This window comes from Aetokthonos hydrillicola CCALA 1050 (assembly GCF_017591665.1).
In the GTDB taxonomy this organism is placed as follows: Bacteria; Cyanobacteriota; Cyanobacteriia; order Cyanobacteriales; family Nostocaceae; genus Aetokthonos; species Aetokthonos hydrillicola.
The window spans coordinates 68,419-93,542 of the sequence record NZ_JAAKGC010000026.1 but is presented as its reverse complement, the minus strand read 5'-3'; the positions used below and the strand labels follow the sequence as shown (position 1 = coordinate 93,542).

General features: G+C 41.4%; 17 protein-coding genes. 15 read left to right on the top strand and 2 right to left on the bottom strand.

All coding sequences use genetic code 11. The annotated features are described in order from the left end of the window. Positions 1–31: 31 nt before the first annotated feature. Positions 32–1,012, top strand: a complete 981-nt coding sequence (locus G4P69_RS15690) for a tetratricopeptide repeat protein (protein WP_208350558.1) — start codon at positions 32–34, stop codon at positions 1,010–1,012. A gap of 166 nt (positions 1,013–1,178) precedes the next feature. Here G4P69_RS15690 and G4P69_RS15685 read toward each other — a convergent pair whose 3' ends face one another. Continuing rightward, positions 1,179–2,534, bottom strand: coding sequence for an ATP-binding protein (locus G4P69_RS15685; protein ID WP_208350554.1), 1,356 nt, complete (start codon positions 2,532–2,534; stop codon positions 1,179–1,181). Positions 2,535–2,944: 410 nt separating this feature from the next. On the opposite strand from G4P69_RS15685, the gene G4P69_RS15680 reads away from it, so the two are divergent. Then, positions 2,945–3,451 (top strand): hypothetical protein, encoded by a 507-nt coding sequence (locus G4P69_RS15680; protein WP_208346396.1) that lies wholly within the window; start codon positions 2,945–2,947, stop codon positions 3,449–3,451. 389 nt (positions 3,452–3,840) lie between these two features. Here G4P69_RS15680 and G4P69_RS15675 read toward each other — a convergent pair whose 3' ends face one another. Continuing rightward, positions 3,841–4,761 (bottom strand): ParB/RepB/Spo0J family partition protein, encoded by a 921-nt coding sequence (locus G4P69_RS15675; RefSeq protein WP_208350553.1) that lies wholly within the window; start codon positions 4,759–4,761, stop codon positions 3,841–3,843. Between the two features lie 879 nt (positions 4,762–5,640). Here G4P69_RS15675 and G4P69_RS15670 point away from each other — a divergent pair. The 13 genes from G4P69_RS15670 (at position 5,641) to G4P69_RS15610 (ending at position 21,864) form a co-directional block, all read left to right on the top strand. Further along, positions 5,641–6,219: a DUF4255 domain-containing protein gene (locus G4P69_RS15670; RefSeq protein WP_208345826.1), complete on the top strand. Its 579-nt coding sequence runs from the start codon at positions 5,641–5,643 to the stop codon at positions 6,217–6,219. 13 nt (positions 6,220–6,232) lie between these two features. Beyond that, entirely contained in the window at positions 6,233–7,444 is a 1,212-nt protein-coding gene (locus G4P69_RS15665) for a carbohydrate-binding protein (protein ID WP_208350549.1), read from the top strand. Between the two features lie 29 nt (positions 7,445–7,473). After that, positions 7,474–9,471, top strand: a complete 1,998-nt coding sequence (locus G4P69_RS15660) for a phage tail sheath C-terminal domain-containing protein (protein ID WP_208350547.1) — start codon at positions 7,474–7,476, stop codon at positions 9,469–9,471. Positions 9,472–9,558: 87 nt separating this feature from the next. After that, entirely contained in the window at positions 9,559–9,990 is a 432-nt protein-coding gene (locus G4P69_RS15655; protein ID WP_208350546.1) for a phage tail protein, read from the top strand. Between the two features lie 6 nt (positions 9,991–9,996). After that, positions 9,997–10,539: a phage tail protein gene (locus G4P69_RS15650; protein ID WP_208346565.1), complete on the top strand. Its 543-nt coding sequence runs from the start codon at positions 9,997–9,999 to the stop codon at positions 10,537–10,539. A 54-nt stretch (positions 10,540–10,593) separates the two neighbouring features. Beyond that, positions 10,594–10,773 (top strand): DUF5908 family protein, encoded by a 180-nt coding sequence (locus G4P69_RS15645; protein WP_208346564.1) that lies wholly within the window; start codon positions 10,594–10,596, stop codon positions 10,771–10,773. A gap of 3 nt (positions 10,774–10,776) precedes the next feature. Then, positions 10,777–11,493 carry a CIS tube protein gene (locus tag G4P69_RS15640; protein ID WP_208350544.1) on the top strand — a complete coding sequence of 239 codons (717 nt, stop codon included), beginning with the start codon at positions 10,777–10,779 and terminating at the stop codon, positions 11,491–11,493. Further along, on the top strand, positions 11,490–13,271 hold the full coding sequence (vgrG, locus tag G4P69_RS15635) for a type VI secretion system tip protein VgrG (RefSeq protein WP_208350542.1): 1,782 nt from the start codon (positions 11,490–11,492) through the stop codon (positions 13,269–13,271). Before G4P69_RS15640 ends, vgrG begins: the two co-directional genes overlap by 4 nt. 11 nt (positions 13,272–13,282) lie before the next feature. Further along, complete coding sequence (locus G4P69_RS15630) at positions 13,283–13,579, top strand: PAAR domain-containing protein (protein ID WP_208350540.1); 297 nt, start codon at positions 13,283–13,285, stop codon at positions 13,577–13,579. A gap of 1 nt (position 13,580) precedes the next feature. Beyond that, positions 13,581–14,045, top strand: coding sequence for a GPW/gp25 family protein (locus G4P69_RS15625; protein WP_208346026.1), 465 nt, complete (start codon positions 13,581–13,583; stop codon positions 14,043–14,045). 38 nt (positions 14,046–14,083) lie between these two features. After that, positions 14,084–17,698, top strand: a complete 3,615-nt coding sequence (locus tag G4P69_RS15620; RefSeq protein ID WP_208350538.1) for a baseplate J/gp47 family protein — start codon at positions 14,084–14,086, stop codon at positions 17,696–17,698. A 12-nt stretch (positions 17,699–17,710) separates the two neighbouring features. After that, positions 17,711–18,199: a carbohydrate-binding protein gene (locus tag G4P69_RS15615; protein WP_208346052.1), complete on the top strand. Its 489-nt coding sequence runs from the start codon at positions 17,711–17,713 to the stop codon at positions 18,197–18,199. 53 nt (positions 18,200–18,252) lie between these two features. Next, positions 18,253–21,864: a hypothetical protein gene (locus tag G4P69_RS15610; protein WP_208350536.1), complete on the top strand. Its 3,612-nt coding sequence runs from the start codon at positions 18,253–18,255 to the stop codon at positions 21,862–21,864. The last annotated feature ends 3,260 nt before the right edge of the window (positions 21,865–25,124 follow it).

The window sequence follows — 25,124 nt, the reverse complement described above, 5'->3', positions numbered from 1 at the left end:
AAATCCCCCTTTCATCAAAAGGTTAGTAGTAATGACACCTAGCGTTACAGATTCAGCAGTGAAAGCAGCGATTCGTGCTATCGCTTCAGAGTCAGCGACAACACAAGAAAAAATCGAAATGTTGCTCGAAATGGCTCAAAACTTTCAGAAAAAGCCAAAAACGATCCAGGATTTACAAAATTCACTAGAACTGTATAATCACGCATATCAATTGTGTGGTGAAAATTATCCTTTAGTGAAAGCTAGGGTACAGGTGGGAATGGCGGGGGTGTTAAGGACAATTCCTGATACAGGAACTGAACTGCTGCTACAAGCGAAAGCTTATTATGACGAAGCTTTACCAGTTTTACAACAATTAGCCTCAGATGAAGAAGTGGCAGAAGCTAAAATGAATCTGGGGTTAGTGTTACAGTCATTAGTTCCATTTAATTTAGCTCGAATAGCGGAGAGTCTCCAGGCTTACCAAGAGGCTTTGCAGGTGTTTACCTGGCAAAAGTACCCCCAGGAATACGCAATTTTACAAAATAATATTGCGATCGCGTACCTCTCAATGCCGCTAGCTTCAGCACCAGAAGGCTTGCATCAAGGGTTAGCAGTACAGACATTTGAAGAAGCGCTAAAGCATATACAGCTAATTGCTCATCCCAAAGAGTATGCGATGTTGCAGAACAATCTAGGTAATGCTTTGCAATATCTACCAACTCGCCATCCTTTGGATAATCTTTTACGAGCGATCGCGGCTTACGACGAAGCATTAAAAGTGCGTAACGCCAGAGACACACCTCTAGAATACGCGAACACAATATCTAACAAAGCCAACGCCTTATTCAACTTACCCAACAACCCAGAAACACCCGACGCTGGAAAATCCCAAAATCTCTTACAAGTACGTACTTATTATCAATCTGCTTTAGAAATCTTCAACCACTATGAACAGATAGAACAAGCTCAAGTCATCACCCAAGCTTTACAAGAAGTTGACGCGGAAATAAACAATGAAGAAAAAAGTTAATGATGAAAAGGAGTCAGCAGACAGAATTCAGGACGAGCCTGTTCTGCAGGAGGGTCTCCCTCCGTAGGAATCTGGCGTTCAGAATACACCCGTCTCGCGATTCGGAGACGCTACAGGGAATAGCTTTCGTTGGCGTAGCCTGCGCTTTGCGCTTAGCCCCTCGCCTTTAGGCAGGGGTGCTGACCTTTCCTGCTTTGCTGAATTCTCGCTTAATAGCGTAAAGCAGATCCTCGTGATGAATGACTATATCACCTTGCTGCAGTGCTTGTAAACAACAGTACTGCACCACATTCATAATGTCAGAACCACTCAGTTCATAGGTGATTGAAAGTTGCTGTAAATCTACTGCATCAGCTAGTCTGACTTGTGATGGAAAAGCCATTTGCCATAGTTGCAGCCGTTCTTTGGCATTTGGCATAGGGAATTGAACAATTGATTGAAATCTACGTATGAAAGCTTCATCGATGTTGCTCTTGAAGTTAGAGGACAGAATCACCAAACCGTCATAGTTTTCTACCCGCTGTAGCAAATAGCTGACTTCTTGGTTAGCGTATTTATCATGAGCGTCGTGGACATTAGTACGTTTGCCAAAAAGAGCATCAGCTTCATCGAAGAACAGAATCCAATCTTTACTTTCGGCTCGAGCGAAGAGATTAGCGAGGTTCTTTTCTGTTTCACCTATAAATTTTGACACCATCATTGAGATGTCAACCTTGTAAACATCTTTGCCAGTGTATTTACCCAAGAGACTAGCTGTCAGAGTTTTACCTGTACCTGGGGGTCCGTAAAATAGGGCGCGGTAACCTAACTTCAGCTTCTTTTTCATTCCCCATTCATAGAGAATAGTTGGACTATGAATAATCCACGTTTCTAGGTCGCGAATCTGTTGTAAGGTTTGAGGATTGAGAACGAGATCGTCCCACTCCATTTCAGTGGTAATATGCTGAGCAGGAAAACGCGTACTGAAACGGGGACGAGAAAAGTGTCCTTGAATAAAAAGGTCGATATAGTCCTGAGTCATTACAAGTTTTCCACTCATCAAAGGTTCACCCTCCTCTGGCGGATCTAGGTAAAGCACACCCTCACGGGCAAAGGGGTGATCTTCGCTGAAAAGTTGCTGTAGGTAGAGGCGATCGCTAAACTGGTTCCCCGCTAGGATGAACAGCACCGTTTCACCAGTTGGCAGAAAACCCCGATGGGACTTACCCCGCCAGCCACCGAGCTGGGGATAATCTCCAGCTTGGGATAAATGGGGCGTGATCAGTTGATCAAAAAAATCAGCTTGTAGATGGGGAGCTAAAGCCATCAGTAAAGTCAGTTGAGCCGCAATATCTAATTGATGGTTGCGAATAAACCAGATCAGGGGAGTGTCCGCAGCCAACCATTCATCCGGTGGACTGGGCATGATGGCAACTCTTACCTGTTTGTTATCACTGAAGTAAGAGTTCAAGCGCCACAGAACTACTTGAGCTAGGTAGTTTAGTGCTGTTTGTAAGGTTTGGATATCAAGCAAAGGTATCATGCTAAATGCGCTTTAGATAGTCTAACTTATCAAATTTGTGGTAAATCTCAATCTATTTTGATGATCCGCCGATAGCTAGGACGAGTCTAGTGTTTGCACATCTGAATGTGGTCAGATGATTGCGATCGCCAGAAAATGGGGAAGTCTGCTTTAGCCATTCAACAAAAATCTAATTTCGCATTATCCGTATTCTGGTAATGTGCAAGGTGGCAAAATATTTAGTTTTTAATTAATGTATCAATTTCAGTTCTGATTATGTGATTATATTATAAATTATAAAAAATACCTGAGAAATACAAAACTAGAGATCATGAGTTTTTCCTCTATCAAAATTGTGTGTAAACTTTCACAAATTTATTAATTGGTAAATTGAGCGTAGTGGCATCCAAATAAGAAAATCACTAGAAATTATGCAAAAAACAGTCGTTGAACAAACTCAGAAAAACCTTATGAACCTTCCAGTCCTTTACAAACAAGATAATTCACAGATAATACAGTATAATCCCATTCAAGAGGCTATAGAGCTATGGGCAAATATTTCTGATAATAAGACCGGAGAAATCTACCGACAAGCTGCTAGTAAAACTTGGGATATTTTCAAGCAAGCCGTCGCCATTATCTTTTTTTTATGCAAATTACTGATTGCTTCGATTATCTGGATCTCTGGTCTGGCTTTTCAAACGGGTCAGATTTTTCGCAATAAACTGGAGGTAGAACAACCAACTCTTGATCAGATCATATCTTATTTGTTCCAATTTTTACTATGGCCTTTTGCTCGCGCATACGATTGGGCGGCCTCATTCATTAAAAAATATTTGGGATGGGATAAACCTCTGACAGCAAAATCGTCTGCGATTGAGCCGCAACAGATGTCTAATTCTGGCGTAACATCAATAGAAAGTTCCTCTACGAAATGAAGTTAGGAATTATGTACTATTCAAATTGAACATTTTATGTATTACAGGATAAAACATTCTTAATATTTTGTAATACCAATTTTTTGTGAAGCTGCACATTATTTTTACCCCCCTTGGTAAGGGGGGACGGCGTAGCCGGGGGTCAATATATGGAGCTTCATATAAAAATGGTATAAGGTGCGTTACGCTGCGTAACGCACCTTACAAAATATGGAGACTTTTTCAAAAATTGAATAAGATTGCTATAGCAGTCCTATTTAATTTTTGAAAAAAACAAGCACACCTGTGTACACGTATATATCCGTCTTTCCTGTTCCCTGTTGACCGTTCCCTGTTCCCTCCCTAAGCCGAGAAGTTTACAACTCATTTAGGATTGCTATATATATAATTTACCCTTCAGTTATTAATATTTTTAATTCATCTAGAAGGCTAGATATTTTTTCTTTATTTTGAGTCTTGATCAAATAATTTTTCTGATGTAAAAGCTTGTTAATTGCATTAAACTGCTCAGTGAAGGTGTTTTCTGATTCCTGTTTTGTCTGAGATTTAAGTGCTTTAACTCTCGTTTTAATCTGACTCAAAGATAAATTCTCAGCAATTGCTATCTTGAGCAATTCCGCGCGCTGCTGTTCCGACTTTAAACTTCCAATCGTTTGAGCTTTGGTATACTCGATCTCACCACGTCGCAAGACTGACAAAAGATCACTGCTAAGATTAAGTAAAGGAAGCCGACTGGCGCGGAAACTACTAACATTGAATTTTCCTAGTTGTGAGAATAGTGATTCAATCTTTTCAAGTTGAATCAAAACGTTTTGATTCAACTTTTGACCTCTTTGTTTGGCGTTAAAACGGAGGTGTAAGAGAGAGACTACTTCATGAGTATCTATTCCCAAAGAGAGTGATAGCAGTTCTAATATGGCTTCCGTTTCTTCAACCGGATTTAGTTCTTCTCTCTGTAAGTTTTCGATGAGTGCAATTTGTAGAGCTTGTTGGTCATCTAACTCCAGTAAAACAATAGGTACTTCAACTAATCCTGCTTCCCGTGCTGCTCTTATCCTTCGCTCCCCGGCGATGAGTTCGTATTGTCCATCATAAAGTGGGCGGACTAGCACAGGTTCTAAAATACCATGTTCTTTGATCGATTCTATCAGTTGGGCAAGCTTTTTCGGGTCAAAGTAACGGCGTGGTTGTTTGAGAGATAATTGGATAAGGTCAATAGAAACTTTAGTCCGATATTGGACAGGAAAACTACTATAGTTAACATTAGTTCTATATTTTGAACATGCTTCAATAGATTTTTCCAATAACATGATATTTATCCTCAATTTATAAGTAATAAATTTAATTATTCTCACTTTTAGTATCGAGATCAGGAGAATCATAGAGAATATTGTCCGTTTCCTTTTCTTCTAGTAGTCGACTACATTAACTTAGTTAGAATGTTATCATTGTGCTTTAGTACTTTCGACAATTCATACTCCTAAAGTGTAACTACGAGCAAATTAATTCAACAAGCATTATTTATTTGTCTAAGTTTGGTAGATCTGCTAGCTGCTATACTGAAAATTAAAGGAAGAATGTGAGGATCTTGTGAGAATAATGAATATTCATAGTGAATAAAGCACCCAAAAGTATAGTTTGATTATTTATCATTAGAGATTTGCGTAACGAAAAATACATAGTAAAACAATGTATAATAATAATTGTTACAAACAATAAGATAAAAGGTCAGAGAAAAGATATTGTTGTAATTAAGCAGTAATATGGTTACTAAATAAATCCTGGATGAAAAAGAAATAGGTCTAGCGGACAACTCCTGCTCCGGAACCTTGTTACTAAAAATCCTAAATCTTGTAAAAATACGGGGTTAGGAGCAGGTTGACCTCTGCGTTAATTATTTAACGATAGTGAAACTGTCCTTAGGGTGCTCATAATCTAACAGTCAATCTATGCTTGCTTTTGGCATTTGCCCAGCATCTCGTAGAGAGGAGTTCGCGTTAGCCCTGCGGTCAAGTAATCTTAAGTATTGCTGTGTGCATTCATCCTTGGGGTATTTCTAGATCTGGCTGTGTTCGGACAGGGTAGCAAGAATCCCATTCGCTTTTAGCAGTGGGAGTATTAATTCTGAATTCCTTCTAAATATAAATGAGACAATCTAAGACTTTGACTGATTCATTTACCGAGTTCTTATGATCTTTGATGCAATGAGATTGATACAGGTTGCTTTACAGCGCTATATCCTAGAGCGTGAGCCAGAACTTGGACCAGGACAGGTTGTGCTAATAGATAATATTTGTATGGCTGAAGAACTTGGCGGTTCTAAAAATCAGCTCAATGGCCATGTGGTGATGAGCTTGGTAAACCTTCAAGAAGAAGCCACTTTGAAAAATGCTAGTCACTATCGTATGGATAATGGGCGCACTGTTTACCAAAACCCTCCTGTATACCTTAACCTATTTATTCTTTTTTCTTCACTACATAATCAGTATGAAACCGCCCTCAGATTGCTTTCGCGGGTAGTGGAATTTTTTCAGTCGCAACAGGAAATCTCGTTTACCTCTACACCTGGAAATGGCACTATTTCGCCCGATTTGCGAGTCATTCCAGATCTTTACTCCCTTAGCTTTGAACAACTTAACCAACTTTGGGGTTCTTTAGGTGGTAAACAAGTACCTTTTGTCATGTATCGTGCTCGCGTTGTAGTTATAGATGCACAAAAACAGCAGGGTGAAAGCGAAGTTATTTCAGGGATCTCGATCAATGAATGAAGCATAATCAGTAATGAATGTTCTATATCAAAAAATCCTCGATTTAGAAATTTGGCATGACTATTATCTAGGTCAGCCCAATCCTCCAAAACTGCCACCAACTGGTTATGATATCTCTGATATGCTGGCTCTGGTGCCTACAGCAGAATGTGTGGAGGTATTGCGAAATCTTCGTTGGATTTTTCGTCAACAGCCACAGGGAGCGAGTATCTTTGCTAATGTGGAGTCAGTGTCATCGGGTCAGTTTGTGACTTCGCTACCAGTTAATGTTTTTGAAAAGTTGACTTTCTTGTTAGTGGTGCGCGATCGCTATTTTGGCAATTTTACAAATTTACCTCTCACTACGAACCGCGATCAGATTTATTACTTCTCGAATCTATCAGGTAATCATGGTGATGCCTTATTCTTGACTCAATCTTTGCCGGTTTACACTGCCAATACCACATATCACCTAGGACAATTGGTAACTCACCAGGGGAAGACTTATGAAGCGTTGCAGGATAATACTTCTGATAGTGCGATACCTGATGTCGAGGACTGGGAGAGCTTGCCTCTAAGTCAGTATGTGACAGAACTAGACCAATTACCACAACAAGGAATTTCGCGAATATATACCATCCCTAGAGCGAGTCCTCATGAAACTTATCGATGGAGCCTGTTAGATGTCAATGAACAGAAATCTTTTATGTTTGAGGTCACAGTTCCAGATGCTCATACTCCTGGTAATGCGATCGCCACCAATCTCAATCTTTTCGGGCAAATCCCTGGTCGCTATCGTTTATATCTAGATAGTACTCAGGTGGATGAGTTTGTACTATTGAACCCGATGGCTGCTTCTAATGCTTTTGGGCTAGTGGAAATTGTCTTGAATCCTCAGCTAGTGCCATCGGCTTTCTCTCTATTAAAGCCTCAGAATAGACAAACTCTAATTCAGCCCCGCACCTACGTCATCCGTTTTAAAAACCGTGCTACCCATTGGCGATATCGTTACCAAAAGCCTCATGGCTTCACTCAAGACGACTTACCTAACTTTGAGTTAAAAGATGACAAAACTTACTTCACCAAAAGACCCAAGAGTTTACTACAACAACCCAAGTATTTACTTACTGACGGAAAAGACCACCTCCTACCAGCACCAGGAGTGATGCTGATCAAGCGAGAAAAGCAAATCGATCCAAAAACAAAGAAAGAAGCGATCGCCTTTTTTTCTGATATCCATTTATAACGAATAACTTAATTACCAAGTACACATCTATGTCAAGTACCTACAAAACTCCAGGCGTTTATATCGAGGAAATCTCCAAATTTCCACCTTCAATTGCTGAAGTCGCCACCGCCATTCCTGCTTTTATTGGGTATACCCAGAAAGCAATATTTCAAGGTGTTGATTACCATCAACTAGCAGAGGATACTGCCACAGCCGCTGAAGCTGCAAATAGAGTAGCAAATGCTACAGATATAGCGAGCGAAGCCGACAAAGTCGCAGGCGAAGCCGAACAAGCCACAAACGAAGCCAAACAAGCCGCAGACGAAGCCGAACAAGCCGCAAACGAAGCCAAACAAGCCGCAAACGAAGCAAAAAAAGCCACAGACGAAGCCAAACAAGCCGCAGACGAAGCCAACAAAGCCGCAAACGAAGCTAACAAAGCACCAAATGATGCAGACAAAGCAAAAGCAGCAGCAGACAAAGCAAAAGCAGCAGCAGACAAAGCAAAAGTAGCAGCAGACAAAGCAAAAGCAGCAGCAGACAAAGCAAAAGTAGCAGCAGATAAAGCAAAAGTAGCAGCAGATAAAGCAAAAGTAGCAGCAGATAAAGCAATAGCAAAAGATGCAGCACAAGAAGTTAAAAAAGCAGCAGATCAAAAACAGAGCGAGGACGACAAAAAAACGGCAGCAACAGCAGCCGCTTATAAAGCAACAGCAGATAATGCTAAAGTAGCCCAGCCCTTGAGGATTACGTCATTATTAGAATACGAACTGTACTTTGGAACAACCAAACCTGAGACTGGAATTGTTGTCAAAATTGAAGAAACACTTGCTCAAAACATAGCCATAGAGCGGAAGATATCTGCCAAAAACGATAACCGCTCTAAACATAATATGTACTATGCCATGCAAGCCTATTTTGCCAACGGAGGAGGTCCTTGCTACATTGTGTCAGTTGGCAAGATAAAGGATTATGACGATGTTAGTTTAAAGAACCTTCAATCTGGAATTGAAAAGGTTGAAAAAGTAGATGAGATGACCCTATTTGTTTTTCCTGAGTCTCAAGCTCTAAATCTCAATCAAAGAGCAGCACTTTTCGATACAGCGATCCAACAATGTTTGAAATTGCAAGACCGCTTTGCAATTTTTGATTTGCAACAACCAACAAACGGACAAACTATCTTAGATGCTGCAAAAGATTTTCGAGATCTGAGCTTGAATCCGGATGCACTCAAGTACTCCGCCATTTATACGCCTAATATCGAGACTATTTTTAATTATCAATATGACAACGCCCTAGAACAAGTAAAGATAGTCTATCTACAGAATGGCCAGCCAGTACTTCAGAAAGATGATAAAGGCAAAAATGTTGATAAGTATCCGAATTTAGCTTCCTTAGATCCTAATCAAAAAGACGGCAATGCAATCCTATTTAACTTAGCGAAAGCAGCGATTAATGATATTCCAGTAATTTTGCCGCCTAGCCCGTTAGTAGCAGGTCAGTATGCTTTTGTCGATAGTACTCGAGGAGTGTTTAAGGCTCCTGCAAATGTGACATTGAGCTCGGTGATCAAACCCACAATAACAATCACAAACGCCCAACAAGAAGACCTTAACGTCCATACTACGGGTAAGTCGATTAACGCGATTCGGGCGTTTACAGGCAAAGGAACATTAATTTGGGGCGCTCGGACTCTAGATGGTAACAGCAATGAATGGCGTTATGTCCCTGTGCGTCGATTTTTCAATATGGCTGAAGAATCGATCAAGAAAGCCACTGAAGGCTTTGTCTTTGAGCCAAATGATGCGAATACCTGGGTGAAAGTTAAGGCAATGATCGAGAACTTCTTGATTCTGCAATGGCGGGCTGGCGCATTAGCCGGAGCAAAGCCAGAGCAAGCGTTCTATGTCAAAGTGGGGCTGAATGAAACTATGACTGCCCTGGACATTCTTGAAGGTCGTATGATTATTGAAATTGGCATGGCTGTAGTGCGTCCGGCTGAATTCATCATTTTGAAGTTCTCTCACAAGATGCAAGAAAGCTAACGAGCAAATCATTTTATGGGCTAACTTGCTCATGATTCCATAATTACAAACAACGATCAAAACTACTCATTTACTCATTAACTAATCATGGTTGACTATCCATTACCGAAGTTTCATTTCCAAGTAGAGTGGGCTGGCAAACGCATAGGATTCACTGATGTTTCGGGACTCAATGTAGAAACCCAGCCAATTGAATACCGTGAAGGAAATATGCGTGAATACAGCAAACTACAAATGCCAGGTATGCAAAAATTTGGTTCAATAACTATGAAACGAGGTACTGTCAAAGGAGACAATGATTTCTTCAAGTGGTGGAATACCGTAGCTCTAAACACAATTGATCGTCGCGATATCACGATTAGTCTTTTGAATGAGAAGCATGAGCCAGTAGTAATTTGGAAAGTCAAAAATGCTTGGCCAACGAAGGTAAATTCAACTGAACTCAAAAGTGACGGCAATGAAGTGGCGATCGAAAGCATCGAGATTGTCCACGAAGGACTAACCATTGAAAATAACTAATGTCTTATGCCATCTTCTACGTATCCTCCTGTCAGTTTCTTTTTTGATGTTGCTTTTTTAGGTAGCTTCCAAGATCAAAAAGAGACTCAAAAAACGGGAACACCAAAAATTATAACTTTGTACAAACAAACAGTGGAAACTCAGTTTCAAAGTGTTACTGGTCTGAGCGTAGACATGCAGACTGAATCCTTGAAGGAGGGGGGCGAAAACCGTTTTGAGCATACTCTACCAGTAGGAACAAAATACAGTCCGCTGGTACTTAAGCGTGGCTTAGTGAAAGACTCGAAAATGATCAAGTGGTGCATGGATGCCCTCCTTAACTTTGACATCCATCCGATGGATCTGATAGTAAATTTACTGTCTGTCAGAACCGAGCCAAAAAATACACAAAAAAGCGTTGTACCACTGATGACTTGGAAAGTGATCAATGCCTGGCCTAAAAAATGGTCAGTCTCGGAATTTAATGCTGAACAAAATACCATTGCTATTGAATCGCTGGAGTTAAACTATAGCTATTTTGAGAACACAGAAGTACCTATTGATAAATAGTTTTAGCTTCGTGAGTACAAACGTTTTTCTTGATTATACGGTGAGGAAAATTTTATGCCACTAGAAATTAGAGAGTTGGTAATAAAAGCCTCGGTTAACGATGGGGAGCAAGGGCAAAATACCAATCAAGGGCAAGTACAAAGTCACTCTAATTGGGAAGATGATCGCTCCGATATCATTGCTACTTGCGTAGAGCAAGTATTAGCAATTCTCAAAGAAAAATCGGAGCGATAAACAATGTACACAGGTGAACTTGCCAAAGTTAAAATCCAGGTCTACAAAGACAAAGGATTTAAATTCAAGGATGAAGGTAAAGAATTTGATCTGCCGATCAATCCAGAGCAAATTTCTCAAAGTTTTAACGTGGAATATGATTCTGCCCAGACCCCTGGCTCCAAAGGTAACAATCCGCAATTTAAATTTACCGAACCTGAAGAACTCAAGCTCAACTTTACCTTCGATGGTACCGGTGTAGTGCGGGTCAAAGGGCAAGCTAATGAATTTCATAAAGACGTAGCTAAACAGGTGCAGGAATTTCTGAATGTGGTTTACACGATGGTGAATAAAACTCACAGACCTAACTTTCTATGTCTACTGTGGGGAAACTTTTCCTTTGGTAATAAAAACGGCTTCAACTGTATCCTCAAAAACTTACAAATCAACTACACCTTGTTTTCTTCGGATGGTAAGCCCCTCAGAGCTAAGATTAACGCTACCTTTGTCAGCTATGATGATATGGAGCGTTGTCTCCGCGAAGAAGGAAAACAATCGCCCGACGTTACCCATGTCCGCAAAGTTACAGCCGGTGATACTCTACCTTTAATGAGTCATCATATTTATGGCGACCCATCTTATTATTTGCAAGTGGCTAAAGTGAATGGTCTGGTGAATTTTCGCCGTCTGGGCACTAATAAGGATTTGAGATTTCCGCCCTTGGAGAAAACAGAACTATGAATGACCTCATCGTTCCTAACAATGCGCTCTATGATGTCGCCACTTTTAAGTTGCTCTCTGATGGTAAGGAGATTACAAACATTTATAAGGTGTTATCTTTGACAGTCGACCGCATAGTTAACCGTGTGCCAACAGCTCGGATAGTGCTACGTGATGGTGCTGCGGACGAAGAAACTTTTACTGCTAGTGAGGGACCTGACCTGATTCCGGGTAAACAACTGGAAATTGCTCTGGGCTATGATGGTGATAACAAAACTATCTTCAAAGGGCTAATTGTCAAGCATTCTTTGAAGGTACGTGCTAATGGCGACTCTGTACTTGTCCTCGATTGCAAAGATTCGGTCACAAAGTTAACTATCGGTCGCCACAGCCGATACTTTACTGAACTTAGAGACAGTGATGCCATTGAACAAATTATCAGTAAATACAACGGTATATCCTTAGAAAAAGTGGAAAGTAACAACGCCAAGCGTCCAGATCGAGAAATTGTCCAACACTACGCCACTGATTGGGACTTTATTCTGTCACGGGCACAGATGAATGGACAGATCGTGCTTGCGGACAAAGGCAAGTTGAAGGTGAAAGTCCCAAATACCAGTGATGACCCTCTAGTTACTCTTACTTATGGTGTTAACCTACTGGAGTTTGAAGCGGAAATGGACGCCAGAAGCCAGTATAAAGCGGTGAAGGCAATGGCTTGGAGCTATGGAGATCAGGCGTTGGTTGAAGCTGAGGGGAGCGAGCCGGACATCAATAAACAGGGCAATTTGTCAGGGGAGGATTTGGCTAATGCGATCGCTCTAAGTACCTGGGAACTACGTCACAGTGGTCGAGTTGAACAGCCAGAACTCAAAGCCTGGGCTGATGCTCAACTACTGAAAAGTCGGTTAGCTAAAATACAAGGACGGGTAAAGACTGTCGGCAACCCCAATGCTCAACCTGATACCTTAATTAAACTAAAAGGCTTAGGTAACCGTTTCAATGGTTTAGCCTACGTATCGGGGATTCGGCACGAAATGAATGCTGGAGCTTGGTATACTCAGATGCAGCTTGGTCTTGCACCACCGTGGTTTTACCAAGAAACAGATATCGTAGATCAACCAGCATCAGGACTACTGCCCGGTGTCAACGGCTTACAAATTGGGGTAGTGGTGCAGTTGCAGGGCGACCCCAACGGCGAAGACCGGATTTTAGTTAAAGCGCCGATAATTGACTCAAAAAGTCAGGGTATCTGGTCTCGAATTGCAACTTTAGATGCGGGAAAGAATCGTGGTTCTTTCTTTCGCCCCGAAATTGGCGACGAGGTGATCCTAGGCTTTCTCAACGATGACCCCCGCGACCCGATTGTGCTTGGGATGCTTAACAGCAGCGCCAAACCAGCACCGCTAAAAGCTGCTGACGAGAATCATCACAAAGGCTTTTTTACCCGTTCCCAAATGAAAGTCAGTTTTGATGACGAAAAGAAAATCATCACCTTGGAAACACCGGGAGGTAACAAAATTATCATTTCCGATGCGGATAAAGGTATTACCTTGAAAGACCAAAACGGTAATACCATGACCATGAATGATGGCGGTATCACCATGAAAAGTCCCAAAGACATTACCCTAGAGGCTATGGGCAAACTGACGCTGAAAGCAACACAGGATACTAGTATTGAAGGTTTGAACGTCAATGCTAAAGCGAATGCTCAGTTCAAAGCCCAAGGTAATGCTGGGGCGGAAGTTTCTACGAGTGCGATCGCTATTCTTAAAGGCTCATTAGTACAGATCAACTAGCGGAGAAAACTATGGGAAAACCTGCCGCCCGGCTCACCGATATGCACGTCTGTCCAATGGTGGATGCTGATTTTGTCCCCCATGTAGGTGGGCCTATATTGGCACCAGGAATACCAACCGTCTTAATATCTGGGATGCCAGCCGCTGTAGTAGGTGACACGTGTACCTGCACCGGCCCACCAGATACTATAATTCTTGGGTCGGCGACTGTAAAGATTGGGGGAAAACCCGCCGCCCGGATTGGGGATACTACAGCTCACGGAGGCGCGATTGTTTTAGGAGCCTTCAATGTACTAATTGGAGGCTGAAATGCAAAACAACGATAAAGCCTTTTTGGGAACAGGTTGGGGATTTCCCCCCACTTTTTATCAGGGGTTTGGAGGTGTGCAGTTAGTGAGTGCGGAAGAAGATATTTGTGAGAGCCTGCAAATTCTACTATCTACAAGTTTGGGAGAACGGGTAATGCAACCAACTTACGGGTGCAATCTGCAAGATTTTCTTTTTGAACCTCTCAACCCTACCGTCGCCAGCAGTATCAAAGAACAGATTCGTACTTCTATCCTCTATCACGAACCCCGCATTTTGCTCAACGGGCTAGATCTTAGCCTTGATGAACAATTGCAGGGTTGCGTTAATCTCACCATAGACTACACCATCATCAGTACAAATTCTCGATTTAATATGGTCTATCCCTTCTATCTGCAAGAAAGCACTGGTACTCTACTTCCTGCTGTTAGTACCGGTCAAGCTTCTGTTAGATTGCTCCCAGCTTGAATTCGAGTCTTGTTTTACGTTTGTCAGTCCAGAAACCCATGAACATCCGCCGCGAGTTACCAAAAAATCCATTAATCCGCGATGGTGTGAGCCAGCGTCAGCGACAGGTATTAGCCCTGTCACCCGATTATGTAAAAATTGACGAGACAGATTTGGCTGACTTTCTGGTCTTTGCTCACAAACTTAGTCAGCGAGTTATTTATTACGATAATAACAACCAACAAAAAAATCATTGGCAAGATTTTTTTAACAACAGCACACCTGTGCAGATCGCTTTAATTAGTAAAACCAGTCCCCAAATAATCAAAGAGAAATATACAAAACAAAAGAATCAATTACTGAAGAATTTGTCTTACCAGAACTCTCAACTTATTTTTGAATGCTGGAGAGATGAGGTATTAATGCCAATACTGAACTGGTATGAGGTGTTAGATTCCTCTACTCCCCTGAAGTCAATTATTAAAGCACTGGTCAGGACTAACCTCAATGAGCCTTTACGGGGTGTGCTTTTCTGGGAGCAGATGAATACAATTTTAGACACAAAACTATACGAAAAATTTATCAATGCATTTGGGATTGATTTCACTTATAAGTTAACAAATGATTACGTTTTTAATAACAGTGAATCAATTTTAACTGACGAACTAGATGATATTTTTAAAGTGTTGTTTAAAACTTATCTTCAAATTATTCAAGAAGCACCAAAATATTTGAAAGACAGTTTGACAGCCCGACAGGATCATCCCCCGCATCTATCATTGTATTTCGCCTTTTGGGAGGTGATGCAACCAGCTAGAGATGACCTCAATCGCATGACTCAGAGACACCTTGACTTTTTTTACCGTCAAGTGTTGCGTCTGAGCGATCGCGCAGCCCAACCAGACCATGCTCACTTAATATTTGAACTAGCTAAAGCTCAAAAAGAATACAAACTTAATGCTGAAACTCGCTTCACCGCTGGTAAAGATGCTAGCGGCGTGGAGATATTGTATAAACTTGATGAAGAAACTATTTTCCACAAAGCTCAAATAGCCAGCTTGCAAGGGCTGTTTTTAGACTCAAAAGAAATTGCTACTGGTAACAGCCCTAAAAATTTACTGGGTTTGTATGCTTCACCCATAGCAAATTCCTTTGATGGTAAAGGTGGAGAATTCCCCAAAGATCAGGCGATTCAAACTTGGCTACCTTTTGGTAATCGCGCACGTAGCCATGCTCTTTTAGGATTAGCGATCGCCTCAAATATTTTTTATCTCCAGGAAGGAACGCGCACCGTCATTTTTACCTTAACTTTTGACCAAGCACCCATTGCAGTAAAAGCCAGTGATTTACCTAATATTTTCACTGTTGATTTTAGTGGTCAAAAAGATTGGGTATTAGGGAAGATTCGCTCGCCAAAGGTTAATACCGAAACTAGCCTAGATGGTCGAACTCTAAAATTAGAAGTTTGTTTAAGTGCTGACCAAGAACCTATCGGTGTTTACCATAAGGAACTACCTGGTGCTGCACTGACCACAAATTTACCCGTCGCCAGACTACAATTGCAAGGTGAAGCATCGGTAAATGGCTTATCACCTTACAGTTATTTTCGCGATCTCAAACTTACCAAACTCACTATCAGCACCAAGGAAATAGAAATTCACGACTTGGTACTGCAAAATGATTTATCTCCCATCAACCCTGGTAAACCCTTCCAACCTTTTGGCCCCAAACCAACAGTAGGAACAGCATTTTATGTGGGAAGTAAAGAAGTTTTTCAAAAAAATCTCTCTTTGCTCAAGATTCAAGTTACATGGCAAGGATTACCTCCTAATTTAGTAGACTATTATCATGGGTATTATGTAAAGGAAGATAGTAATCAGCCAGACTTTAAAAAGTGTGCAGCCGATGTCAAGCGACTATCACAACACAATTGGTCTGCGGAAAGCTTACCTCATGACTACAATCTCTTTTATCCCCCAGGCGATCGCATTCTTATAGACAGGAGATCTACCACTCCTCTATCTGGGGATAACATCGACAACTTAACTAACTTTGACCTACAAACTGCTAATGGCTTCTTGCGGTTCGTACTCAAACTGAACTTCCTACACGACGAGTTTCCCCGGAAATTTGCTCTACAAACATTAGCCTCAGCTAAAAATTTTGCTAAGAGAGAATATGTTAATGGCGCTGTGTATGAACGAAATAGTGGCATATTAACACGATGGCATCCGAGTGTCAAAGGAGTAAAATTAGCACCAGTTACGCTCAACGAGCCTTATACCCCGGTAATTCAGTCAATTTCATTGAGTTACGTCGCCGTCGCCGAGCAACAGGATTACACACTGTTTCATCTTTACCCGTTTGACAGATTCGCGGAAGTAGTATCACAAGACACACCCTATTTTTTACCACAGTTTAGCAATGAGGGTGAATTGCTGATTGGGCTTAGTGAACTCGAACCACCTACTAGTTTACCCTTATTGTTTCAAGTAGCAGAAGAGACCGGAAATACAGCTTTAGAAAAAATCGATATCGAATGGCATTATCTCAAAGATAATACCTGGATATCTTTAAGCGATCGCATAGTCAAGGATACTACAAATGGGCTCATGACGCCAGGTATCGTCAATCTAGGGATTCCGGCGGACATTAGCAAGGATAAAACCACCATCCTTGACCCAAACCTATACTGGATCAAAGCCAGTGTCTCAGCACGTAGCGGGGCGATCTGCAAAATCCTCAGTGTTCATACCCAAGCTGCACGGGTAACTTTTACCGATGAGGGTAACGATCCTAACTATTTAGCTGTACCCCTAAAAGCGGGAAGCATTGCCAAACTGGCTGTACCTACACCGGAAATAAAAAAAGTAGAACAACCTTATGATTCCTTCGGTGGACAAATCAAGGAGCAGCCAGAGCATTTTTATACCCGAATTAGTGAACTCCTGCGCCATAAAGGACGAGCTGTTACCATTTTTGATTACGAGCGACTGGTATTAGCAAAATTTCCCCAAATTTATAAGGTTCGCTGCATCAACCACGGACAAGTCAGTGAAAATCAGCAGTTTCTAGAACTAGTACCTGGGGCTGTTAGTGTGGTGGTAATTCCTGATCTGTCGCAACGCAGCACCACCAATGACCTAGAACCCAAGGCTAACATAAACCTGCTAGAGAAAATCCAGAAATATTTGGCTAGTCTTAGCTCACCTTGGGCAGATATCAGAGTTGTTAATCCGGTATACGAGCATATCCAAGTGGAGTGTCAAGTGAAATTAAAATCACCATACGATGCCAACTTTGGCTATTATCGCCGGGAGTTAGAACAAGCCATCACCCAGTTTCTCGCACCCTGGACAGTCAACCAAGGAGATGAGATTCATTTGGAAGGAACAGTTTACGGTTCTTCTATCTTCAATTTCATTCAACAACAATACTACGTTCATTCTGTCGTTGATTTTAAGATGCATTATGAAAACCAGTGCAATGTTAAAGATGCGATCGCCTCAACTGCGCGATCTGTTCTCACTTCGGTTTCGCCTGAAACCACGGGTAAAACCCACATTATTCAAGAAGTCACTACCCTTGCTGCTAATGAAAAACATAACTTTGGCACTTTAGGCTATGAGGCACTAGCCAACATCATTTTACAAGCAGACAACCAACACTCATAAAAAAATTGAACTATGATAAGCACATCAGCTGACAGCATGACTCTGAAAAATCGTACCGAACTGAAGAGTTTATTCAAAAATAACACTCATCTATCGGCTAACCATTTTGTCTATTTAATCAACTCCCTCTTGAATAAGCGAGAAGATAAATTTCATGGGGTGTGGAAATCAAAGCAAGCCTACCAACCAGGTGACGTAGTCTATTATGACGGCGCACTCTGGGAAATGAAAATGACTCATGAAATCTGTGCCAAAACTGACGAGGAACCAGGTAAAGGTGATCAATGGAAATCATCACTTAAGGAACTAGAGCACAGAGTAGACAAGCTTCAGCAGGATTTGGCAACTCTACGTAAAGAATTTACTGACTGCAAACAGAAGATGGAATTGTGTTGGAAGCAACTGCTTAGATTGATCGCATTACTGTTATTGGGAGTTGCGATCGCATTTGTTTGGTTGTTTGCTAGTTTGATCTATCACCTGCTCACTGGTGCAGCCTGAAAAAAATCAGTATTGCTTTGTAATATTTTATCTCTTAAAGTCTTCTAAAGTCCATGCTAGAATATTTAAGTATCTCAAAGCGTCAGCCCGAATTTCCCGATTACCTCAATTTTCAAACATTAAGGGACATCGGAATCACGCACCTACAAGCTCTGTCTGGTAAACTCTGGACTGATTACAACCTGCATGATCCGGGTGTGACTATCTTAGAAGTGCTTTGCTATGCTGTCACGGATCTAGGCTACCGCAACAACCTAGATATTCAGGATTTACTAGCACTAGATGCTAAAAGCGAGGAGAACAACTTTTTTACCCCTGATGAAATCTTGACTTGTAATCCAGTCACCGACTTGGACTTACGCAAGCTCCTAATTGATATTCCTGGTGTCCGCAACGCAAGGCTTGGAAAATTAACAACCTACGAGCCAGCTATCTACATAGACTATGCTAGCAGCACTCTGAAAACGACTCCCCCAAATCATTTGTCACAAGAAAATGCCCCACGTCTTCATCCCCGTGGACTCTATACTGTATATATTGACCTTGATGATCAGGAGATAAAAAACGCCTGCGGACAGCGAGCTGTTGCTTCGTCTGATACCCTCGATCAAGTGAAAGCTGTGCTGCGTAACTATCGCAATCTCTGTGAGGATGTCCACGATATTGTCATCTTGGGTGACGAAGAAATTGGTATTTGTTGTGATATTGAACTAACAGCTGATGCTGATGCCGAGGACGTATTAGTAAATATATATACAAGATTAGAGGTATTGATCTCGCCTCCTTTGCGGTTCTACACCCTCCAAGAATTGTTAGATAAAGGCAAGAGTATAGCGGAGATTTTTGCAGGTAGACCTGCGGTTACGAGTGATAAATTTTATACAAGTCATGGCTTTATTGATCCAGATGAACTCGAAGCCCTGACTCCGCCTAAGATCATCTACACCTCAGATTTATACCAAGAAATATTAAAAGTGCCGGGTGTAGCGACAGTTAAGCGGCTTAGTATTACTAACTTTATTAATGGTTTAGCGCAGTCGAACCACCCCTGGTATTTACACTTAACAGAAGGTTACAGTCCTGTACTAGGGATTGAGCATTGCCACGTCACACTTTTTAAGAGTGTTTTGCCCATTGCCATAGATGTGAATGAGGTTAAACGCCGCTATCATCAACAAAAAACTGCCTACGCCAAAGCCCTACGGCAAGATTATGAACTGAATCTCGCTGTACCTCAAGGTAGTTATTATAACTTAGCTGATCACTATTCAATTCAGCACGATTTTCCCCTAACTTATGGTATTAGTGAAGAAGGGTTGCCAGAAACGGCTTCTGCATTGCGTAAAGCCCAGGCGCGTCAGTTAAAAGGATACTTGGTCTTTTTCGATCAGTTGCTAGCCAACTATTTCGCCCAACTTGCCCATGTGCGTGACTTATTTTCCTGGGAAGTTGACCAGCAAAATGACTATATGACTCCCCAGCAAGACAAATGGCATACCTATTTTAACCAAGTTCTGGATTTTCCAGACAAGCCCGCCATCCTTCGCAATGGTCAGGATTATCTCAACTCGATTCAAGAAGAAACAGAGATTTACCGCGATCGCCGTAACCGTTTTCTTGATCATATGTTGGGACGGTTTGCCGAGTCTTTTACTGATTATGTGCTATTTAAGTACCAGATCATCCAGGAAGACCCGGACAAAATTATTCACCACAAAGCCCAGTTCTTACAAGATTATCCTTCCCTGAGTCGCGATCGCTTCCGTGCCTTCAATTACTGCAACTGCAACGCTACATCGGACACTGAAAACGTGTCTGGTTTCCAAAAGCGGGTTTCTCGCTTACTGGGTTTTCAAGATGTGCGTCGGCGTAACCTGTGTCATTATCAAGTTTTGAATCATGCTAGTTTTACCTTTTCTGTTAGCTGTGGTGTCGAGAAGCCATTAACTAGCTACCAAACTTACACCACCCAAGAAGAGGCTCAAGCTGCTTTAGAGAAGTTTTTGCTTTTAGCCCTACATAAAGATTTTTACAAGATCTTTAGTTATAAATATGACCCTACCGTCGTAGAAACTGTTGGTCCTGCGGTGGTATTAACCATCTACGGTTATGGAATAGTCGATACAGAAGGAAAAGTTTTAGCTGCAAGTACTGAGCGTTTCTCAACTCGACAACGACGGAAAACAGCACTGCGACGCTGGTTTAGTAACATTCAAGTTAACCACGATCAATTTAAATTAACAGTAGAAAAGTCTAACACGGGCTATCTATTTACATTAAAAGATAAAACTACTGAGCAAATCTTCCTGCAAAGCCTCAAATCATATACTTCAGAACGTGATGCTTGGAATGCTGCTAGTAAGTTTGCACAACATTTACGCTACTTGAGCCGCTACGTCAGCCTTGTTCAAGGTGGAGCTAATCAAAGCTATAGCTTGGGTATTACTGATCAAACAGGTAAAGTACTAGCAATAACACCCACACAGACTAATCCCTTTGAAACTTTTAAGCGACTGAACTCCCTTGAGCCATTCTTAGAAATTGAATCGGTTACAGAAACAACCTCTGGCTATCGCTTCCGGTTAGTAGATTGGCAAAAAGTCACCTTATTACAAGGCACAGAGTTATTAGAGAATGAAAATGCCGCCCGCGATCGCTTTTATCGTAACCTATTAGGTATCTTAGACTCAGCAGCAATTTTCCCCACACAAACCTCAGATGGTTTTAGTTTTCGGGTACTGAGCCGACCACGGGATATTAACACTGTAGTCGCTATCCATCCACAAAACTATGCAACAGCATCTGAGCGTGATGCAGCCATCAACCGTCTATTTCTCTTCGTGCGGACTGCTCGTCTGAGCACAGAGATAACTTCACTATCGCCTGCGTATGTTGGTTATCTTGAGAAGGAAAAAGAGACGGAACTACTAAAGAGCCAGCAACCCCAACCTACAGAGGAAAAAGCTTGGCAATACGGCAATATACTGTTAGAACTGGCTCAAAGGCCAGATAATTTCCGGTTAATAGATGCTCACAATGGCCCTTATGGTTGGGAGCTAACCAATGACGGCAAACAGCCATTCTTTGCTACCCAATATTATGCTAGTAAATCTGAGCGAAATCAAGCTATTAGCGCAATACAAAGCTGTATCAATGATGAAGGTTTTCATGTGCTGGAGCATATCCTCCTGCTACCGCCAAAGAATTTTTCGCTCTCTGAGGAACCGCCATTTTTGCCCATCTTTGTGACGGAGGATGATATGACAAACCAAGGGGAACAGCAGTGGCGTTTAACTAGGCAAGATCCCTACTCTTTTTGGATTAGCATTATTCTCCCATACTGGCCAGAGCGCTTTAGAAATATGGATTTCCGTGGTTTCGTTGAACGTACCTTACGACTAGAAGCACCCGCCCACGTTGCGCTGAAAATCACTTGGCTGGATCTGCATCAGATGGCGAAGTTTGAAGTTGCTTATTCTAACTGGCTTAAGGAATTAGCCCGGAATAGTTGCGATTTAACTAGAACACTCAAAGATCTTTTAACAATCCTCCCTGATTTGCAAAGTGTTTATCCCCATGGTGTTTTGATCGACACCCATACAAGTAACCCTGACAATGAGCCAATTATTCTCAACCAAACTGTGCTAGGAACCAGCTATGATTAACAATATCAACACCATTATTAGCCACAACGGCTACCCTATATTTACATCTAAGCAGGTGTTGAGCAAGGACGACCTAAATAACCTTGTCAATTACCTAGATGAGCAAAATCGGCTTACCCGTGCCTACCTAATCGGTATGGGAATTGTTTGTGGGCTGGAGGTTAGCAGCACGGATAAAACTCAAAAAGCGCAGATAGAGATCTCCGCCGGATGTGGTATTACTTCCGAAGGTTATGTGATCGCTTTGTCAACTACGAAGCTCACCCATTATCAAGACAAATTGTCGGTGTCTTCTACTTTGTTTGCTCCCAGTGAGCCACACCTCAGCACTGGACAATCTGAAGATTTCAAAGTCATAGAATTATTTGAGAAAAGCAGCAATAAAGGACAAACTCTCAAGAAAGATTTGCTGAGCGATCGCGTACTGGTGATCGTTTGTGAACTTCAGGATGTGGAGCGAGATAAGTGCCGACTTGACTACAATAACCCCAGCCAGGAGCGTAGTCTAGTTTACCGCTTTTTTCTCCTACCTCTTACTCTAGTTAAGAAAAAGCTACTTAAGACGGATCAGTTACCCTCACATTGGCAAAGGATTGATCCTGAGGCAATTTTTACCGTACGCAATCACTATCTCCAAGAATTTGACAGTAACCATAAAAAATTCACAGATTTTGCCCCCAAGGTACAACGTTTTGGTTATACACGATCTGGCAAATCTGGCAATAGTATAGATTTAACAAAAATTAGTGACTATAAAACATTCTGGGAAAACTATTACCAGGTTTGTGATAATGCGATCGCGGAAATCGGTAAAGCATTTCCCAAGCTGTTTAGGTTGTTTTCACCTTTTTTTACTACCTTTCAACCGGATTCGGGTCATGATTTTAGTCAGCTACAGCACAACCTGAAAAAACGACTCAACAGCTTTAAGCCAAAGTCCAATACAGTTGAGGCTCCAGAAGCAACCTATGCTCTACAATATTTTTACGATTATCTCAGTCAACTGGTTGCTGCTTTCTATGAATTGGCTGAGGCTGCTTTCGATTTAACGGATGACTGCACACCTGATACTCGACGTTTTCCTAAGTTTCTGATGCTGGGGCTGGTTCCTCCAATATCAAGTGAATCAAATAAGTTACTAAATGAACCGAGCAAAGGATATATACTCACTTCTCCCTATCGTACTCATTTTACCCAACCCCCGATCTACAACAGTAATCAGGTTCGCCTTCAGCAAGTTCGATACCTTTATGAACGTCTTTTAAAATTCTGTGCAGAAGACAGTTTTTACCTGCTACCGTTTTATAAAACTCCACTCAAAATTACGCCAAGTAAAGACCGCTCGGCATTGTTGAGCGAGCAAGCAATCCCTTACTACCTGAATTATCCTAACCTATATAAATACTGGAACTACGACGCCTACCGTAAAGGAAGGAGCGATCGCCATCCTGCTTATTTTTTTCCGAAGAACAGTTCTGGGGACAATTCATCTGTCTTCAATGATTTGATCTATCGACTGGATGGCTATAATTTTTACCGGATTGAGGGACATATCGGTAAGTCGAAGGGCGATATGCTCCTACAACTCCAGAACTATAAACAGCAATATAATCTGCCTTTTGATGTCATCTCTCTCAAACTTGGTAGCCAAAAAAGTATCCAAGAGCAAAACATATCTGGGCAGTTCTCTGATTTAGAAATTGACTTTATTCTTATCAAATATACTTTTCAGCAACTCTGGAAAAAGAAATGGAGACAGAATGTCTTTCTCCAAACACTAAAGCGGTTTTTCTTTGATCAGCCCAATCTCAGATCTATTACTAGTAGCCAATTGTTTAATCCGATTTTGGATTATGCTCGGAAACCGAAAAATTATGAATTCTACCCAGTTGAACCGCAAAATCCAACAAATACTAAATTTCAACTTTACCTCTGCGACGACAGCAATCGGCATATCGCTCGTTACGTTACCCAACCTGACGAAACTAAAGCAAATAGCTTCGACGACTTTAACAATGTGATCTTCGATTTTTCCGAACTTTCCTCTGATGCCATAGCTTTGAAAAAACAACGCGTAGCCAACGAAAAAGCCGGATTTTGCTCTCAATATAAAGTTACTTATGGAATTGTAATTGATTCATCAAATTATTACCTCAAGCTAGTACTAACGTCTGAAGAGAACCAACAATCCCCAGCTTCTCAAAGTAGCAGTTCTCCAAACAACAATGAAATTATTTTAATTTCTTTGAATCATTTTACTGTGAGTGTTGAGCCAAACGAACCACCCATCATCTTACAGCCAGAGTTTAGAAACTTTGAGATCCTTTACGGTTTGTTAAGTGATTTACCTGAAACATTTAATACCGAAAAATACCAAATGGGTAACAAGGAAATCGCCGAGCAACTAAATTATCAGGAATTAGAAGGATTGCTCAGAACTTATCAGCAGCGATTAGAGCAAGTGATGCAACTGCAATTATTCGATAAATTTGCCAAACAACATCCTGGTATGGAACATCTGGGTGGGGTTCCTAAAGGTGGTACTTTTATCTTGGTTTATGTAGATGGTGAAGATGCTCAAGACCTTCTGAAAATAGAGCAAGATCCTGAATACTTCAAAGTAGCAAAGTTACGAACTGAAACAATCGAAAAAGCTGCTTTGTTACCATCATCTTTCCCTGACGAGTTACCAACAAAAGATTTAATCTCCTCCTTAGAGAAACTGCTTCCAGAATTGCAGAAGCGTAAAGATATTGTGGTTGCAGATTTCTGTGTCCCCTATCGCTGCATTAGCGACATAACTTCAGCCAGTTATGTAGTAACCCGATCTCGTCCAATTATTTTACTGGAGAAAAAGTTTTTCTGTGAAGGCGATCGTCATAAGTACCAATTTACCCTAGAACCGAAGGATGGCTCTCTTAAGGGAGAGGGTGTTTTGGTTGAGGAAAGCAAAAAATTCTTCCAACCAAGTAACATTGACCAAGCTAGTAAAGATATTTTGGCAAAGGGACAAGAACGGACAATTACTTTCATCTACACTTTAGATAATACTGAAGAAAAATTAACTGTAACTATCCATCCCCTACCAAATGCAGGTTTCCAAGTAGGTAATCAGGCTTCTAAAACAAGCTTCTGTGCTAATGATGAGCCAGTAGCCCTGATTCCCAAGCTGGCGGGTGGTACATTCCAAGCCAAGGATGAAAAAGGACATCTTTTGGTAGATATCATCCACGACAATCAATTTCACCCCAAAGCGGTAA